Origin of the sequence: Enterobacter sichuanensis (assembly GCF_009036245.1) — a bacterium.
In the GTDB taxonomy this organism is placed as follows: Bacteria; Pseudomonadota; Gammaproteobacteria; order Enterobacterales; family Enterobacteriaceae; genus Enterobacter; species Enterobacter sichuanensis.
Window position 1 is genome coordinate 3,689,322 of record NZ_CP027986.1, and the last position, 16,702, is coordinate 3,706,023.

Consider the following 16,702-nt stretch of genomic DNA (forward strand, 5'->3'; position numbering starts at 1 on the left):
AGCGTAGCGCTACCGGGCGCTGTTCAGAGCCGGGAAAATCCTCCGTCCCCCACCCACCCGGCAAGCCGTGAATACACCACGCTCACCGCCTCTTTCACTGGCGGCGTCATCGGGTAATAGAACCCGACAATGTCCGGCTGAATGCCCAGAAATAGTACCTTCCCCACGTCGTCCTTGATCTGATCCACCAGGTAATTCAGCGGCATATTGTGGGTGGTCATCATAAACATCTCTGCGATATCGTCCGGGTCAATCAGGCGGATCTCGCCGGGGTTAAGACCCATATCGGTGGAATCGACGATTAACAGTCTCTCCGGGCGCAGCTCGCGAATGGCGACCACGTCGTTTTCCGGCGCGCTGCCGCCGTCTATCACCACCCAGTTGCCCTGCGGGTTCGCGGCGCACATCTCCGCCAGCAGCGGGCCCGCGCCGTCGTCGCCCATCATGCTGTTGCCGACACACAGTAAAACGTCAGTCACGTAATCTCCTCACCATCAGATAGATGGCGCTCTCCTGATGAATATCATGCAGCATACCGAGCAGCGTTTTGCTCCACGCCTGCTGCTCCGGGGTTTGTCTGCCGAGCGCCGCGTCAAAGGCGTTGGCGAGCATGGCAATGTGGTTAATATCGATCACGATCTCGCCGTACTTCGGCACGCCTTCCATTTTGCGCCGCGCCGTACTGCCCTCCTCCAGCGTGGCAATCCACGCCAGGTATTCCGGCCACGGGCAGCTCAGTGCGGCCTCCAGGCAGTCAATCACCCCGAGGTGATGCCCAATCGCCAGGCTGTAATAGACCACCTGCTGCGCCGCATCCGGCGTGGCATCGTTCTCATCAATAAACTTACGGCTCAGCTGGCTGAACACCACCGTTTCACTCATCGGATACGCGCCTCATCGACGATACTGTTCAGGTTCGCCACAATCTCATTGAGGCGCGGATCGTTTTCCGCCTCCAGCCAGCGTGCGACCTGATGCTCGCCCTGGCTCAGCAGGCGCAGATAATCGTCGGCAATCTGGCGGCCATAGCGATAGCCCGCCAGCCTGCGCGCCGTGCGGTCGACCTTCACCCGCAGCGGCTGCACCATGTCCGGGTGCAGAATGGCCGCAGGCTGGTTGTCGATCTCGCCCGGCTCGCGGGCGTGGATTTTCTGCTCCAGCAGGCCAAGCGCCATCGCAAAGCCATACAGCGTTGCGGCAGGCGTCGGCGGGCAGCCCGGAATGTAGACATCCACCGGCACGATTTTGTCGGTACCGCCCCACACACAGTAGAGGTCATGGAAGATACCGCCGCTGTTGCCGCAGGCCCCGTACGAGATGCAGATTTTCGGATCCGGCGCGGACTGCCAGGCCCGCAGCGCCGGCGAGCGCATGGCGCGGGTCACCGCCCCGGTAAACAGCAGGATGTCCGCATGACGCGGAGAAGGCACCACTTTGATGCCGAAACGCTCGGCGTCAAACAGCGGTGACAGGGTGGCGAAGATCTCAATCTCGCAGCCGTTGCAGCCGCCGCAGTCCACGCGGTAGACGTAGGCCGAGCGTTTGATTTTTTTCAGCAGCGACGCCTTCATCAGGCCGATAGATTCGTCCACCGTCATTGGCACCGGGATGCCGTTCGCGTCGCGCGGGCCGAGTAAATTGTCCATCAGCTGGCCTCTCTCATATGGCGGGTAATATCAATGCGGTCGGACGGCAGCAGGCATTTCTGCCGCTTACAGTCCGGACAGGTTTCAAAGCTTTCCCGATGATGCTCCGCGCGGGCGTCACCGTTGTGCTGCAGCAGCGCGATGGCGTAGTCGATCTCTTTTTGCACGGCGAACGGACGCCTGCAGACGCGGCAGTGGCACAGGTCAAAGCGCGACTGCTGAAGGAAATCTTCTTTCTTCCATACCGCCAGCTCGTATTCCTGCGACAGACGAATGGCGACCGTCGGGCAGACCTCTTCGCAGCGGCCGCAGAAGATGCAGCGCCCGAGGTTGAACTGCCAGGCCAGCTCGCCGGTTTGAAGATCCGTTTCCACCGTTAAGGCATTCGAGGGACAGGCGTTGACGCAGGCCGCACAGCCGATGCACTGCTGCGGGTTATGCTCCGGCTTGCCGCGAAAGTTTTTATCGACCGGCATCGGCTCCAGCGGATAGCGGCTGGTTTGCACACCGGTTTTGATCACTTTTTTGATAAAGGTAAACATGGCGAGTCCTTATTTCAGCGGCGAGTTCTTACGCTCGATGCTGTAGCGCTCAAGCTCTTTGTACGGCACCACCTGGCTTTTCTTCTTGCGCACGTCCACCACGGTCATGCGGTCGGTGCAGGAGTAGCATGGATCGAGGCTGCCGATGATCAGCGGCGCGTCGGAAACGGTGTTGCCGCGCAGCATGTAGCGCAGGGTTGGCCAGTTGGCGTAGGTTGCCGCACGACAGCGCCAGCGGTAGAGCTTCTGGTTGTCGCCGGTCATGCTCCAGTGGATGTCGTCCCCGCGCGGCGCTTCGGCAAAGCCCAACGCGAAGCGGTTCGGAATATAGGTGAACCCCTCCACCATCAGCGGGCCGCCCGGCAGGTTATCGAGCCCAAAGTCGATCATATTCAGCGCGGTAAACACCTCGTTGATACGCACCTTCAGGCGGGAGATGACGTCGCAGCCCTGCTCGCTGTGCACAGTCATCGGCAGCAGACCGTAGCCGACGAACGGGTGATCGGCGCGGGTATCGCGGGCGTGGCCGCTGGCGCGCACCATCGGGCCGACGTTGCTAAAATCGCGGGCAATTTCCGGGTCAAGACGGCCGATACCCACGGTGCGCTGCTCGATATTGGGCGTGCTGAGCAGCATATCCACCAGCTCCTGCACGTCCCGGCGCATCTGCTGCGCCAGCTGGCGGGTCTGGATCATGTCGTTTTTGAGCAGGTCACGACGGATCCCCCGATCAGGTTCAGGCCGTAGGTTTTACGCGCCCCGGTAAGGATCTCCGCCATCTTCATCGACGCTTCACGCACGCGGAAGAACTGCATAAACCCGGAGTCAAAGCCGACGAAGTGACAGGCCAGGCCGAGGTTCAGCAGGTGGGAGTGCAGGCGTTCCACCTCCAGCAGAATGGCGCGGATCATCTGCGCGCGCTCCGGCACCACAATCCCCATGCCGTTCTCCACCGAAGTGGTGTAGGCGGTACTGTGGGCGAAGCCGCAGATGCCGCACACGCGGTCAGAAAGAAACGTGACTTCGTTGTAGCCCATGCGGGTTTCCGCCAGCTTTTCCATACCGCGATGGACGTAGAACAGGCGGTAGTCGGCGTCGATAATGTTTTCGCCGTCAACGAACAGGCGGAAGTGGCCCGGCTCATCGGAGGTGACGTGCAGCGGGCCGATCGGCACCACGTTGTTCTTCTTGCTGCCCAGCTCGTTGATAAACTCGTAGGTTTCGCTGTCGGTGGTCGGCGCCGGGCGCTGACGGTAGTCCATGCTGTCTTTGCGCAGGGGATAAAGTTCATCCGGCCAGTCGTCCGGCAGCACCAGGCGGCGCTCATCCGGCAGGCCGACCGGCACCAGGCCGTACATGTCGCGCACTTCGCGCTCGCCCCAGACGGCGGCAGGTACGCGCGGGGTGACGGACGGGTATTCCGGTTTATTTGGATCGACTTCCACGCGCACGGTGAGCCAGCACTTCTCCCCCTGCTCCATCGACATCACGTAGTACACGGCGTAATTGCCGCACAGCTGACGCTCGTCGTTACCGAACAGCACCGACAGCCAGCCGCCTGCTGGTAATAGAGAAACTCCACCACCTCCGGCAGAGAGTTCACTTTTACGGTGATGGTTATCTGGTCTTTGGTTTGCCAGGACTCCTCCAGCACCACGCCGGGGAAAGCCTGATGCAACGCGGCGAGATACTGCTGACCTTTCTTTTCTTCAGACATAAAAACTCTCTTTAATCACGCCACCAGCAAGGAGACGAACGCTAAAAATGCAAAACCAAAACCGGCCCAGGTGATGCGCGACGTTTCCACAAAACGCAGGCGCGCCATGCTGTTTTCAAACAGGGCAATCACCAGCACGCCGACCAGCAGCTTGAGGGCGGCCACCACCACGGCCAGTACCAGACTGCCCGCGGAGAAATACGTCATCTGTCCCCACGGGAAGAAGACGCCGACAAACATCTGCAGCACCACCAGCTGTTTGAGGCTGATGCCCCACTTCAGCACCGCGAAGCCGTAGCCGCTGTATTCCGTGAGCGGCCCTTCCTGCAGTTCCTGCTCCGCTTCGGCCAGATCGAACGGCAGCTTGCCCATCTCGATAAACGTGGCGAACGCGCAGGCGCAGAGCGCCAGCACCAGCGGAATGGAGCGGGCAAGCGGCCAGTGGTAAACGGTGTGGGTGATAAAGCTGATATGGGTTGAACCCGCGACCTGCGCGGCGACCCACAGTCCCAGCAGCAGGATCGGCTCAACCAGCACGCCGAGCATTGCCTCGCGGCTGGCACCGATGCCGGTAAACGGGCTCCCGGTGTCGAGACCCGCAATCGCGAAGAAGAAGCGGGCGATGGCGAAGAGGTAGATCAGCGTAATCAGATCCCCGAGCGCAGGCAGGAGCGAGCCCACTGTCACCACCGGCAGCGCGGTGGCGATGGTCAGCATCACGCCCACCATCACAAACGGCGTCAGGCGGAAGACCCAGTCTGCGGCATCCGGGGCGACGCTCTGACGCGAGAGCAGTTTGAAGAGATCGCGGTACTCCTGAAGCACGCCAGGCCCGCGACGGTTGTGCATCCGGGCGCGCGCCACGCGGCTCACCCCGGAAAGCAGCGGCGCAGCGGCGAACAGCACCAGCGCCTGAAGAATTGCCAGTAACAGACTCATGTCAGGCTCCTCGTGAAATCACAATCACCACCAGCACCGCCAGCTCGATGACCGCCAGACGGCGGAACAGCACAGGCGCGGCGGCATTCTGCCAGCCCGGCACCCACGCCACCGGGTTCAGCCAGTGGCGCAGCTTCAGCACGGCGGCGAAGTTCTCTTTCACCGGCATGGCGAAACCGTGGGCGGTAATCACCATCGACTGTTCGTGTTCATAGCCGCAGGCCCACGCAGTCCCGCGCGAGCGGGAGACCAGTCGGTCGCGTTTGAAGAACAGCATCAGGATGAGTGGCAGCAGCGGTGCGCCAATCAGCAGCAGCGCAACCATTGGCTGGGAAACGGTGGTATTCGCCACGGTCAGCGGCAGCGGAATGGCATTACCCAGCAGCGGCAGCAGCCACGGCGCGGCCACGCCGCCCGCGATGCAGCACAGCGCCAGCGCAACCACGCTTATCCCATCAGTACCGGTGCGCAGCAGGCATTTTCCGCCTCACGCGTACGCGGCGCGCCGAGGAAGGTGACGCCGTAGACTTTCGCCATGCACATCACTGCCAGCGCCCCGGTAATCGCCAGCCCGACCGCCAGCAGCGGCCCCAGCAGACGGGCGATAAACGCCTCGCTCTGGCCGAGCGCGAAGAAGGACTGGTAGATCACCCACTCCCCGGCAAAGCCGTTCAACGGCGGCAGCGCGGCCATCGCCATCAGCCCGACCAGCATGGCGAGAGATATCACCGGCATTTTTTTGCCAATGCCACCGAGCTTTTCGATGTCGCGATGACCGGTGCGGAACCAGACGCATCCCGCCCCAGGAACAGGGTGCTTTTGAACAGGCTATGGTTGACGAGGTGATACAGACCGCCGATAAACCCGGCGGCAATCAGCGCCGGTTGATTGAGCGCCAGACCGGTCACGCCCGCGCCAAGACCGAGCAGGATGATGCCGATATTTTCAAGGGTGTGATACGCCAGAAGACGCTGAATATTATGCTCCATCAGCGCGTACAGCCCACCGACAAAGGCGGTAACCATACCGGCGAGAAGCAACACCACGCCCCACCACAGCGGCGGCTGGCCACCGGTCAGGGTGATCGTCAGAATGCCGAACAGCCCGACTTTCATCACGACCGTGGAAAAGAGCGCAGCGGCGGGCGCTGAGGCATTCGCGTGCGCCTGCGGCACCCAGCCGTGCAGCGGGATGATCCCGGCCAGCAGGCCAAAGCCCACCACGCCAGCAGCCAGACGTCGCTGCCCAGCGGCTGACCGTTCAGCGCCGCGAAGTCCAGCGTGCCGAAGCGTTGCCACACCCGCCAGCAGGCCAGCGCCAGCAGCAGCGTCCCGAGGCGTCCCAGCGCAAACCACAGTTTGCCGGAGGTGCTGCACCCGTCAGGAAGACGCCGCAGAGCGCCATGATCTCCGCCATCACCACCAGCGCGCCGAGGTTGCTGGCGGTAACGGTGCAGACCGCCGTCGCCATCAGCAGATTAATCAGCAGGCCGTTGGCCCTGGTGTTTTGATGGCGGTGCCAGTCGATATTGAACAGGCTGATAAACAGCCCGCACAGGCCAAACGTCACCAGCCAGATGGCGTTCAGCGGCGTGATCGCAACGGTGTGACGGATGAGCGGCATGAGCGTGTCCACGGTGTGTCCGTCGAGCAGAACCATCCCGCCTGCCACCAGCGTCATCAGGCTGCCGACCGCTCCGCCAATCCCGGCGACCCAGCCGCTCAGGGTTTTATGGAATGACAAAAGCCACGCCAGAACCGCGGTGGCCGCAAAGTACGCTACCGCGCTGGTCATCATCATCGCCGCGTTCATTTCGCCCCTCGTTAAGCGTCTGTAGCAGAGAAAGGTCGCCAACATCGCTGTTGATGGTCAGCTCGCGTTTACGCTTGCGGGTACGGGCGATGTCGCGAATGTTAACCAGAATCAACGCGTTGGTTGGACAGGTGCGCACGCAGGCCGGGCCTTGTTCATCAAAGCTGCACAGGTCGCACTTCACCGCAACGGCGCGGATGCCGGGCACCCAGTCCAGCAGCGTGCTGACGCGTGCCGGAGCAGGCGGCGCGGGCGGGGCTTTTGGCGAGTTAGCATTCGCCGGAATATGCAGCGGGCGGCTGCCGGAAAATTCAATGGCACCGAACGGGCAGGCAATGCCGCACAGCTTGCAGCTTACGCACAGGCTTTCGTTCAACTGGACAGCGCCGTCCACGCGGGTGATGGCATTTACGGGACAGACACCCGCACAAGGGGCATCTTCACAGTGATGGCAGAGCTGCGGGGCAGACTCTTTTTCATTACGCATGACGTGCAGGCGCGGCATGGACTGCAGCCCATGCAGGCGATGCGTTTCCGAACACGCCGCCTCACAGGTTCGACAGCCAATGCAGACCGTCGAGTCAGCAATTACAAAACGGTTCACCGGGTCATCCTCTGGTGATAGTCATTTTTGACGAAAAACTGTCTTGTCGACACTTTTCGACACACAGGGGTCAGGCCACGTTCGCTGAGGCATTTCCGTCCATCAGCTGCTTCAGGTTGACCGGGAGATCGTGTTCAACTGCGGCGTACAGGCTGTTATAAACCGGGGCGATTTTTTCCAGATAGTGCTCCAGCACCTGCTGGCGATCGCGGTTGCTGACGTGGCCGTCCACCATGCCGTCGGCCATCAGCTGTGCTTTCGCAATACACTGTTTTTCGCCGTCTTTTGTCTCAAGGTGGTACTCAATGGTGTGGCTGTTGAAGTTATCCGCCAGGGTGACATTGATGATGAAATGGCCGAAGAGGACAAAGCGCATGTCCCCCTGCGCCGCACAGCTCATCGCATGGTGAAGACGCGCTTTCGAGAGGGTGATGCCCTGAACCAGAGAGTTGCAGTAAAGATGCCACTGGTCCTGTAACTGCTGATGACGCTGCGCGATGTAATCTGCTTTTTCGCTGATTTCCCAAATAGTCATAAAAGGTATCCGTTTAATGGAGATAGCGGCTGTTAAGCAGATTCCATGCCAGTTTTTATCCAACTGATTTTTAATAGTTTTAATTAAAAACTGGCTGTCAATTTTGCGGTGTCGACGTGTCATTTCGACAGCGTTGACATCGACACGCCTTAACAAAAATCAAGATGGCATTGTTATTGCATTCAATGGCGCAATTCATTGAGGAGGCGTCATGCACGAAATTACCCTCTGCCAGCGGGCTCTGGAACTTATCGAACAGCAGGCTGTGCAAAACCACGCAAAACGCGTCACCGGCGTCTGGCTGAAGGTCGGAGCGTTTTCCTGCGTCGAAACCAGCGCCCTGACCTTCTGTTTTGAACTGGTGTGCCGCGGCACGCTGGCGGAAGGCTGCGAACTGCATATTGAAGAGCAGCAGGCGGAGTGCTGGTGCGAGCAGTGTCAGCAGTACGTCACCCTGCTGTCGTCGAAGGTACAGCGCTGTCCGCAGTGTCAGAGCACCTTTCTTCGCATCGTGGCGGATGACGGCATGCAGATCCAACGCCTCGAAATCGAGAAGGAGTAAGTATGTGTAGTACCTGCGGTTGCGCCGAAGGCAACCTGTATATAGAAGGGGATGAACATCACCCCCACTCCGCGTTTCGCTCCGCGCCCTTTGCACCTGCCCACGCCCTTCTGCGGCATTGACAGGGATCGCTTTCTCCCCGCAACGATCCGATGCGGGCGATCTTCACTACGGCCACGGCGAAGCGGGTACCCACGCGCCGGGCATCAGCCAGCGTCAGATGCTGGAGGTGGAAATCAACGTCCTGGACAAGAATAACCAGATCGCCAACCGTAACCGTGCCCGCTTCGCCGCCCGCAGGCAGCTGGTGCTGAACCTGGTCTCCAGCCCCGGCTCCGGCAAAACCACGCTGCTCACGGAAACGCTCAACCGCCTGAACGGGCGCGTCTCCTGTGCGGTGATTGAAGGCGATCAGCAAACCGTTAACGATGCGGCGCGCATTCGCGAAACCGGCACCCCGGCGATCCAGGTGAATACCGGCAAAGGCTGCCATCTCGATGCGCAGATGATCGCCAACGCCGCCCCGCGCCTGCCGCTTGAAGATAACGGCATCCTGTTTATTGAAAACGTCGGTAACCTTGTCTGCCCGGCGAGCTTCGACCTGGGCGAACGGCACAAAGTCGCGGTGCTTTCGGTGACCGAAGGCGAAGACAAGCCGCTGAAGTACCCGCATATGTTTGCCGCCGCCTCCATCATGCTGCTCAACAAAGTCGACCTGCTGCCGTACCTGAACTTCGACGTGGATAAATGCCTGTCCTGGGCCCGCGAGGTGAACCCGGATATTGAGATCCTGCTGGTCTCCGCTACCCGCGGCGACGGCATGGACAGCTGGCTACACTGGCTGGAGAACGAACGATGTGCATAGGCGTACCGGGACAGATTCATGCCATTGACGGTAATCAGGCCAAAGTCGAGGTCTGCGGCATCCTGCGCGACGTCGACCTGACGCTGGTGGGCAGCAGCGATGAAACCGGCGTCTCGCGTCTCGGCCAGTGGGTGCTGGTCCACGTGGGGTTCGCCATGAGCGTGATTAACGAAACGGAAGCCCGCGACACGCTGGAGGCGCTGCAGAACATGTTCGACGTGGAGCCGGACGTGGGGGCGCTGCTGTATGGCGAGGAGCGATAATCATGCGTTACGTGGATGAATACCGCGCACCCGAGCAGGTGCTACAGCTTATCGGGCATCTGAAAACGCGTGCGGCGCTGCTGGACTACACGGCGGAAAACCCGCTGCGGATCATGGAGGTGTGCGGCGGACATACGCACGCCATTTTCAAATTTGGCCTCGACCAGCTGCTGCCGGAGAACATCGAGTTTATCCATGGCCCCGGCTGTCCGGTCTGCGTGCTGCCGATGGGGCGCATCGACAGCTGTATCGAGATTGCCAGCCGGCCCGACGTCATTTTCTGCACCTTTGGCGACGCGATGCGCGTTCCGGGGAAAAACGGCTCGCTGCTGCAGGCAAAAGCACGCGGAGCCGACATCCGGATCGTCTATTCGCCGATGGATGCCCTGATGCTGGCAGCGGATAACCCCACGCGCAAAGTCGTGTTTTTTGGCCTGGGGTTTGAAACCACCATGCCCGCCACCGCCATTACGCTGCAGCAGGCGAAAGTGCGCAGCGTCGATAACTTTTTCTTCTTCTGCCAGCATATTACGCTCATCCCCACGCTACGCAGCCTGCTGGAAGCGCCGGGAAACGGGATTGACGCCTTCCTGGCGCCAGGCCATGTCAGCATGGTGATTGGCACAGATGCCTACGGTTTTATCGCTGAACAGTACAATCGTCCGTTAGTGGTCGCTGGTTTCGAACCTCTTGATCTACTGCAAGGTGTCACCATGCTGGTTGAGCAGAAAATAGCGGCCCTGAGTACCGTGGAAAACCAGTACCGCCGCGTGGTGCCGGATGCAGGAAATGAACGGGCACAGCAGGCAATAGCCGACGTGTTTTGCGTCGAAGGCGACAGCGAATGGCGTGGCCTGGGACTGATTGCCGAATCCGGCGTGCGCCTGACGCCGGCCTATCGCGCGTTCGACGCCGAAGCGCATTTCCGCCCGCAGCCGCAGCAGGTTTGCGACGATCCGCGGGCCCGCTGCGGCGAGGTGCTCACCGGTAAATGCAAGCCTCATCATTGCCCGCTATACGGCAACACCTGTAACCCGCAAACGGCGTTTGGCGCGCTGATGGTCTCCTCCGAAGGGGCGTGTGCCGCGTGGTATCAGTATCGCAACCAGGAGAGTGAAGCATGAAGACGGTTGAAATGGCGCACGGCAGCGGCGGACAGGCGATGCAGCAGCTGATTAACCGGCTGTTTATGGAGGCCTTCAGCAATCCCTGGCTCGCCGAGCAGGAAGACCAGGCGCGCATTGACCTCGCGCCCCTCACCGCGCAGGGCGACAGGCTGGCGTTCTCCACCGACAGCTACGTGATTGACCCGCTGTTCTTCCCGGGCGGCGATATCGGCAAGCTCGCTGTCTGCGGCACGGCGAACGACATTGCCGTCAGCGGTGCCATTCCACGCTACCTCTCCTGCGGGTTTATCCTCGAAGAGGGGTTACCGATGGAGACGCTCACAGCGGTGGTCAACAGTATGGCGCAGACCGCCCGCGAGGCAGGGATAACTATCGTCACCGGCGATACCAAAGTGGTGCAGCGCGGCGCGGCCGACAAGCTGTTTATCAACACCGCCGGCATCGGGGCGATCCCCGCCGATATTCACTGGGGCGCGCAGCGCCTCAGCGCAGGCGACGTGCTGATCGTGACCGGCACGCTGGGCTGCCACGGAGCGACCATCCTCAACCTGCGCGAAGGTCTGGGGCTGGACGGTGAACTGCGCAGCGACTGCGCGGTGTTGACCCCGCTGATCCAGACGCTGCGTGCAGTTCCCGGCGTGAAAGCGCTCCGGGACGCCACGCGCGGCGGCGTGAATGCCGTGGTCCATGAATTTGCGGCAAGCTGCGGATGCGGGATTGAACTCACCGAGCGCAGCCTGCCCGTAACGCCCGCCGTTCGCGGTCTGTGTGAGCTGCTGGGGCTTGACCCGCTCAACTTTGCCAACGAAGGCAAGCTGGTGATTGGCGTTGAACGCGCTTCTGCACCCACCGTTCTGGAACAGCTGCGGGCACATCCGTTTGGACACGAGGCGGCGATAATTGGTGAAGTGGTTGAGCGCAAAGGGGTGCGCCTGACGGGCTGTATGGCGTGAAACGGACGCTGGATTTGCCGCACGCGGAACCCTTACCCCGAATTTGCTAGGCCGCGCCATAAGCGGCCAGCGTGGAATTTTTGCTCGTTTCTACTGGAAAGCACTATGCCATATACACCGATGAGCGATCTTGGACAGCAGGGGCTGTTTGACATCACGCGCACACTTTTACAGCAGCCCGATCTCGGCGCGCTGAGCGATGCCCTGACGCGTCTGGTCAGGCAATCGGCGCTGGCCGACAGCGCCGCGATTGTGCTCTGGCATAGCGGTACGCATCGCGCGAGCTACTACGCAACGCGTGATAATGGCAAAACGTTTGAATACGAGGATGAAACGTATCTGGCCCATGGCCCGGTGCGCCGCATTCTCTCCCGGCCTGAAGCGCTGCACTGCAACTTTGAGGCGTTCCGACAGGCGTGGCCGCGGCTGGCGGAAAGCAATCTGTATCAGCCCTTCGGGCATTACTGCATGTTGCCGCTGGCGGCAGAGGGCCAGATTTTTGGCGGCTGCGAGTTTATCCGCACCACCGACCAGCCGTGGAGCGAGGCGGAATACGAGCGCCTGCATACCTTCACCCAGATTGTGGCCGTCGTCGCGGAGCAGATCCAAAGCCGCGTAAACAATAACGTCGATTACGACCTGCTGAGCCGCGAGCGCGACAACTTTCGTATTCTGGTCGCCATCACCAACGCCGTGCTCTCCAGACTCGATATGGATGAGCTGGTCAGCGAGGTGTCAAAAGAGATCCATCACTATTTCAAAATCGACGCCATCAGTATTGCGCTGCGGGGGCACCGTAAGGGCAAGCTGAACATCTACTCCACCCACTATCTGGATGAGGCTAACCCTGCCCATGAGCAGAGTGAAGTGGACGAAGCCGGTACGCTTTCCGAGCGGGTCTTTAAAAGCAAAGAGATCCTCCTGCTCAACCTGAACGAGCAGGATACGGTGGCACCCTACGAGCGAATGCTGTTTAACACCTGGGGCAACAAAATCCAGACCCTGTGCCTGCTGCCGCTGATGTCCGGCGACACCATGCTCGGCGTGCTAAAGCTGGCCCAGTGTGAGGAGGGAGTATTTACCACCGCCAACCTGAAGCTGCTGCGTCAGATCGCCGAGCGTATTTCCATCGCCCTGGATAACGCCCTCGCCTATCAGGAGATTCATCGCCTGAAAGAGCGGCTGGTGGATGAGAACCTCGCCCTGACCGAACAGCTCAACAACGTGGACAGCGAGTTTGGTGAAATCATCGGGCGCAGCGATGCGATGTACAGCGTGCTCAAGCAGGTGGAGATGGTGGCGCAAAGCGACAGCACGGTGCTGATTCTGGGCGAAACCGGCACGGGTAAAGAGCTGATAGCCCGCGCCATTCACAACCTGAGTAACCGCAACAGCCGACGGATGGTGAAGATGAACTGCGCCGCCATGCCGGCGGGGCTACTGGAAAGCGATCTGTTCGGTCACGAACGCGGCGCGTTCACCGGGGCCAGCAGCCAGCGTCTGGGCCGCTTTGAACTGGCCGACAAGAGCTCGCTGTTCCTCGACGAAGTGGGCGATATGCCGCTGGAGCTACAGCCAAAGCTGCTGCGCGTCCTGCAGGAGCAGGAGTTTGAGCGCCTGGGCAGCAACAAGCTTATCCAGACTGACGTGCGGCTGATTGCCGCCACCAACCGAGACCTGAAAAAAATGGTCGCCGACGCGAGTTTCGCAGCGATCTCTACTATCGCCTGAACGTGTTCCCGATTTGCCTGCCGCCGCTGCGCGAACGTCCGGAAGATATCCCTCTGCTGGTTAAAGCGTTTACCGCGAAGATTGCCCGCCGGATGGGGCGCAACATCGACAGTATTCCTGCAGAGACGTTACGCACCCTCTCCTCGATGGAATGGCCCGGCAACGTGCGCGAGCTGGAAAACGTCATCGAACGTGCGGTGCTGCTGACGCGCGGCAACGTGCTGCAACTCTCACTGCCTGAAGTTACGCTGCCTGACGTAACCGCGCCCGCCGCCGAGACGGCAAAAGAGGGAGAAGATGAATATCAGCTCATTATGCGCGTACTGAAAGAGACCAACGGCGTGGTCGCCGGACCGAAAGGTGCCGCCCAGCGCCTGGGGTTAAAACGCACCACCCTGCTGTCGCGCATGAAGCGTCTTGGGATCGATAAAGAGAGCCTGGTCTAACGCCTTATCCCGGCGGTGTTTTCTGACACCGCCTTTTGTCACCCTGCGCAATTGTCCCTCATTGACACAAAATCGTTTCCTCTGTATAAAATTCCGCCTTAATAATGAGTTTCATTTGCATCAATAACAATATTAATCAAGGGTAGCGTTTCATGAAGAAGGTCATCTGCGCGTTAGGCCTGGCGGTTGCGTCGGTCAGTTCTGCTCTGGCAACCACATATCCTCTGACCATTGAAAATTGTGGCTATAAAGAGACATTCACTAAAGCGCCGGAACGCGTCGTGGCCCTGGGTCAGAATACCGTCGAAATTTTGCTCCTGCTGGGCCTGGAAGACAAAGTGAAGGCCAGCGCCTTCTGGCCGACCAAAGTCCTGCCGCAGCTGGCGGAACAGAACGCGAAAATTAAAACCCTGACGGTAGAAATTCCTACGCTTGAATCTGTTCTCGCACAAAATCCTGACTTTGTCCCCGCGCAGACTCCCCTGCTGCTGGGGCCTGAAAGTAAGGTTGCCAAACGCGACGATCTGATGACCCTGGGCGTGAACAGCTACGTGTCCCCGGGCATGTGCGCGACCAAAAAAGCCACCGGCGATATGTACGGCAGCCGCCAGAAACTGTGGGATATGACCTATCTCTATCAGGAGATTGAGGATTTCGCCAAAATCTTTAACGTGGAAGATCGCGGTCAGGCCGTGATTGCCGATTTCAAAAAACGTGAGGCTGACCTGCGCCAGGAATTCAGTAAAAACAAAAAAGATCTCTCCTTTGTTTTCTGGTTCTCAAGCTCCTCCCGTCTGCGGACGCCTACGTCGGCGGTAAAAATAGCCCTTCCGGATTTATTGCCAGCCTGCTGGGCGGCCATAACGCCATCACCTCCGAGACCGAATGGCCAACCGTGGGCTGGGAAAGCATTATTGCCGCTAATCCGGATGTCATTGTGGTCTCAAGCCTCGACCGCAACCGCTGGGCGCTGGATAACGCGGAAGAAAAAATCAAATTCCTCAAAAGCGATCCGGCAGTCAGCCAGCTGGACGCGGTGAAAAAGGGTCATATCGTGGTGATGGACGGCCAGGCGATGAACCCGACGATCCGCACGATTTACGGGGCTCAGCAGGTTGGCGAACAGCTCAGAAAACTGGGGCTGAACTGATGACCACCGCCGTCCTTCAGGCCAGGCAGAGCCTGGTTCTGACGACCTCGTGTTTGCTTGCCTTTGTCCTGCTATTTCTGGTTATCGCGCTGAGCGTCAGCGTCGGTGAGCTGTCTATTCCGCTGCAGAACGTCTTTTATGCCATCAGCAATAAGATGGGGTTCACCGGGGTTCCGCTCAACCGAATCTATGAGAGCGTCATCTGGGACTTTCGCCTGAGCCGCGCGCTGGTTGCAGCCTGCTGCGGCGCGGGGCTGGCCATCTGCGGCGCCGTATTGCAGAGCCTGCTGAAGAACGCGCTGGCGGAGCCATACGTGCTGGGCGTATCCGCCGGCGCGTCGACTGGCGCGGTCTCCGTGGTGGTGTTGGGGATCGGCACCGGCGCGGTGTCGCTTTCTGCGGGTGCCTTTGCCGGGGCGTTCGCCGCCTTTGCGTTTGTCGCGTTTCTGACCAACGGCGCGCGTGGCGGAAATGAACGAACTATTCTGGCGGGCGTTGCCGCCTCGCAGCTTTTCAACGCCATTACCGCCTACACCATCAGCACTTCCGCCAGCGCCCAGCAGGCGCGTGACGTGATGTTCTGGCTGCTGGGCAGTTTCAGCGGCGTGCGCTGGCCCGAATTCCAGCTTGCCCTGGTGGTGGTGCTGATTGGGTTAGCCGTGTGCCTCTACTATTCCCGGGCGCTGGATGCCTTTACGTTCGGCGATGACGCCGCGGCGTCGCTGGGCATCGCCGTCCCGTGGGTGCGTCTGGCGCTCTTTACCACCACCGCACTGATCACCGCGACCATCGTCAGCATGGCGGGATCAATCGGCTTTGTCGGGCTGGTAGTGCCGCACGTCATGCGTTTCCTGTTCGGGCCGCTGCATCGTACATTGCTGATCGCCAGCGCGCTGGCAGGGGCGATCCTGATGGTGCTGGCGGACATCGCTTCGCGCATGCTGATCGCCCCGCAAAGCCTGCCCGTCGGCGTCGTGACCGCGCTGGTTGGCGTTCCGTTCTTTGCCGTGATTATCTACCGCTCAAGGAATAAGTGATGAGTATCTGCGCTGAACATATTACCTGGAAGGTGGGTAAAAAAGTCATCGTTAATGACGTTTCGCTGACGGTGTCTCGCGGGGAAACGGTCGGCTTGCTTGGCCCCAACGGCTGCGGTAAATCATCGCTTCTGCGCATTCTGGCTGGTCTGCGCCGCCCGGACTGCGGCAGCGTTACCCTGGACGGTCAGGACATCGCCCGCATCGCCAAAAAACAGCTTGCCCGCCGGGTGGCCTTCGTTGAACAGCACGGGATGACCGACGCGAACATGCGCGTGCGCGACGTGGTGAAGCTCGGGCGTATTCCGCACCACTCCGCTTTTTCCAACTGGAGCAGGCATGATGACGAAACCGTCACCGCCGCACTGCAACGGGTGGATATGCTAGATAAAAGCGATCAGGGCTGGCTGAGCCTCTCTGGCGGCGAGCGCCAGCGCGTCCACATTGCCCGCGCCCTGGCCCAGACCCCGACGGAAATCCTGCTCGATGAACCGACCAACCACCTGGACATTCATCATCAGATGCAGCTGATGCAGTTGATCAGCGAATTACCGGTCACCAGCATTGTCGCCATCCACGATCTCAACCACGCCTCGATGTTTTGTGACTCGCTGATTGTGATGCAGAAAGGGCAAATTGTGGCCACGGGAACGCCGCAGGAGATCCTCTCCGAGGCGCTGCTCTGGGATGTATTTCGGGTAAAAACCAAAATTGAGATCTCGCCGTTCCATGGCAAAAAGCATATCCACTTTATCGTTTAGGGACGAGTGAAC

11 protein-coding genes and 7 pseudogenes are annotated in these 16,702 nt (G+C 60.1%); 9 read left to right on the forward strand and 9 right to left on the reverse strand.

Translation table 11 applies throughout. The annotated features are described in order from the left end of the window. Positions 1-23: 23 nt before the first annotated feature. From hycI to hycA, 9 genes and pseudogenes are all read right to left on the reverse strand, one after another. A complete protein-coding gene (hycI, locus tag C1N69_RS17830) occupies positions 24-479 on the reverse strand; it encodes a hydrogenase maturation peptidase HycI (RefSeq protein WP_155031632.1) in 456 nt (151 codons plus the stop codon). Continuing rightward, a complete protein-coding gene (locus C1N69_RS17835) occupies positions 472-882 on the reverse strand; it encodes a formate hydrogenlyase maturation HycH family protein (protein ID WP_095441277.1) in 411 nt (136 codons plus the stop codon). Before C1N69_RS17835 ends, hycI begins: the two co-directional genes overlap by 8 nt. Then, positions 879-1,646 (reverse strand): NADH-quinone oxidoreductase subunit B family protein, encoded by a 768-nt coding sequence (locus C1N69_RS17840; protein ID WP_095441276.1) that lies wholly within the window; start codon positions 1,644-1,646, stop codon positions 879-881. Before C1N69_RS17840 ends, C1N69_RS17835 begins: the two co-directional genes overlap by 4 nt. Then, a complete protein-coding gene (locus C1N69_RS17845) occupies positions 1,646-2,188 on the reverse strand; it encodes a formate hydrogenlyase complex iron-sulfur subunit (protein WP_126800626.1) in 543 nt (180 codons plus the stop codon). The genes C1N69_RS17840 and C1N69_RS17845 overlap by 1 nt, the downstream gene beginning before the upstream one ends. 9 nt (positions 2,189-2,197) lie before the next feature. Next, positions 2,198-3,905 (reverse strand): annotated as a pseudogene (locus C1N69_RS17850) (hydrogenase large subunit). A 15-nt stretch (positions 3,906-3,920) separates the two neighbouring features. Beyond that, a complete protein-coding gene (locus C1N69_RS17855) occupies positions 3,921-4,844 on the reverse strand; it encodes a respiratory chain complex I subunit 1 family protein (protein WP_155031633.1) in 924 nt (307 codons plus the stop codon). A 1-nt stretch (position 4,845) separates the two neighbouring features. Next, a pseudogene (gene hycC, locus C1N69_RS23080) lies at positions 4,846-6,656 on the reverse strand (formate hydrogenlyase subunit 3). A 4-nt stretch (positions 6,657-6,660) separates the two neighbouring features. Beyond that, a pseudogene (locus tag C1N69_RS17865) lies at positions 6,661-7,260 on the reverse strand (4Fe-4S dicluster domain-containing protein); the annotation flags it as partial. Positions 7,261-7,330: 70 nt separating this feature from the next. Continuing rightward, a complete protein-coding gene (hycA, locus tag C1N69_RS17870; RefSeq protein ID WP_025757092.1) occupies positions 7,331-7,795 on the reverse strand; it encodes a formate hydrogenlyase regulator HycA in 465 nt (154 codons plus the stop codon). A 211-nt stretch (positions 7,796-8,006) separates the two neighbouring features. Between hycA and hypA the strand changes: the two genes are divergently transcribed. The 9 genes and pseudogenes from hypA to eitC all read left to right on the forward strand — a co-directional run bounded on the left by hypA (position 8,007) and on the right by eitC (position 16,690). Next, a complete protein-coding gene (gene hypA, locus C1N69_RS17875) occupies positions 8,007-8,357 on the forward strand; it encodes a hydrogenase maturation nickel metallochaperone HypA (protein ID WP_025757091.1) in 351 nt (116 codons plus the stop codon). Positions 8,358-8,359: 2 nt separating this feature from the next. After that, positions 8,360-9,222: pseudogene (gene hypB, locus C1N69_RS17880) on the forward strand (hydrogenase nickel incorporation protein HypB). Continuing rightward, positions 9,213-9,485 carry a HypC/HybG/HupF family hydrogenase formation chaperone gene (locus C1N69_RS17885; RefSeq protein ID WP_025757089.1) on the forward strand — a complete coding sequence of 91 codons (273 nt, stop codon included), beginning with the start codon at positions 9,213-9,215 and terminating at the stop codon, positions 9,483-9,485. The pseudogene hypB and the gene C1N69_RS17885 overlap by 10 nt, the downstream one beginning before the upstream one ends. 2 nt (positions 9,486-9,487) lie before the next feature. Further along, complete coding sequence (gene hypD, locus C1N69_RS17890; protein ID WP_155031634.1) at positions 9,488-10,609, forward strand: hydrogenase formation protein HypD; 1,122 nt, start codon at positions 9,488-9,490, stop codon at positions 10,607-10,609. Beyond that, positions 10,606-11,615 (forward strand): annotated as a pseudogene (hypE, locus tag C1N69_RS17895) (hydrogenase expression/formation protein HypE). The gene hypD and the pseudogene hypE overlap by 4 nt, the downstream one beginning before the upstream one ends. 55 nt (positions 11,616-11,670) lie before the next feature. Then, positions 11,671-13,742: pseudogene (gene flhA, locus C1N69_RS17900) on the forward strand (formate hydrogenlyase transcriptional activator FlhA). Between the two features lie 152 nt (positions 13,743-13,894). Further along, positions 13,895-14,892, forward strand: a pseudogene (gene eitA, locus C1N69_RS17905) (siderophore ABC transporter substrate-binding protein EitA). Beyond that, a complete protein-coding gene (locus C1N69_RS17910) occupies positions 14,892-15,929 on the forward strand; it encodes a FecCD family ABC transporter permease (protein ID WP_094918884.1) in 1,038 nt (345 codons plus the stop codon). Before eitA ends, C1N69_RS17910 begins: the two are co-directional and overlap by 1 nt. Then, positions 15,929-16,690: a siderophore ABC transporter ATP-binding protein EitC gene (eitC, locus tag C1N69_RS17915; protein ID WP_045286032.1), complete on the forward strand. Its 762-nt coding sequence runs from the start codon at positions 15,929-15,931 to the stop codon at positions 16,688-16,690. The genes C1N69_RS17910 and eitC overlap by 1 nt, the downstream gene beginning before the upstream one ends. Positions 16,691-16,702 lie beyond the last annotated feature (12 nt).

Excerpts from the sequence above, each read along its gene's own strand:
- hypD (WP_155031634.1), top strand. The coding sequence starts at position 9,488 with ATGCGTTACGTGGATGAATACCGCGCACCCGAGCAGGTGCTACAGCTT.
- C1N69_RS17885 (WP_025757089.1), top strand. The coding sequence starts at position 9,213 with ATGTGCATAGGCGTACCGGGACAGATTCATGCCATTGACGGTAATCAG.
- C1N69_RS17855 (WP_155031633.1), bottom strand. The coding sequence starts at position 4,844 with ATGAGTCTGTTACTGGCAATTCTTCAGGCGCTGGTGCTGTTCGCCGCT.
- hycA (WP_025757092.1), bottom strand. The coding sequence starts at position 7,795 with ATGACTATTTGGGAAATCAGCGAAAAAGCAGATTACATCGCGCAGCGT.
- eitC (WP_045286032.1), top strand. The coding sequence starts at position 15,929 with ATGAGTATCTGCGCTGAACATATTACCTGGAAGGTGGGTAAAAAAGTC.
- C1N69_RS17835 (WP_095441277.1), bottom strand. The coding sequence starts at position 882 with ATGAGTGAAACGGTGGTGTTCAGCCAGCTGAGCCGTAAGTTTATTGAT.
- C1N69_RS17910 (WP_094918884.1), top strand. The coding sequence starts at position 14,892 with ATGACCACCGCCGTCCTTCAGGCCAGGCAGAGCCTGGTTCTGACGACC.
- C1N69_RS17840 (WP_095441276.1), bottom strand. The coding sequence starts at position 1,646 with ATGGACAATTTACTCGGCCCGCGCGACGCGAACGGCATCCCGGTGCCA.
- hypA (WP_025757091.1), top strand. The coding sequence starts at position 8,007 with ATGCACGAAATTACCCTCTGCCAGCGGGCTCTGGAACTTATCGAACAG.
- C1N69_RS17845 (WP_126800626.1), bottom strand. The coding sequence starts at position 2,188 with ATGTTTACCTTTATCAAAAAAGTGATCAAAACCGGTGTGCAAACCAGC.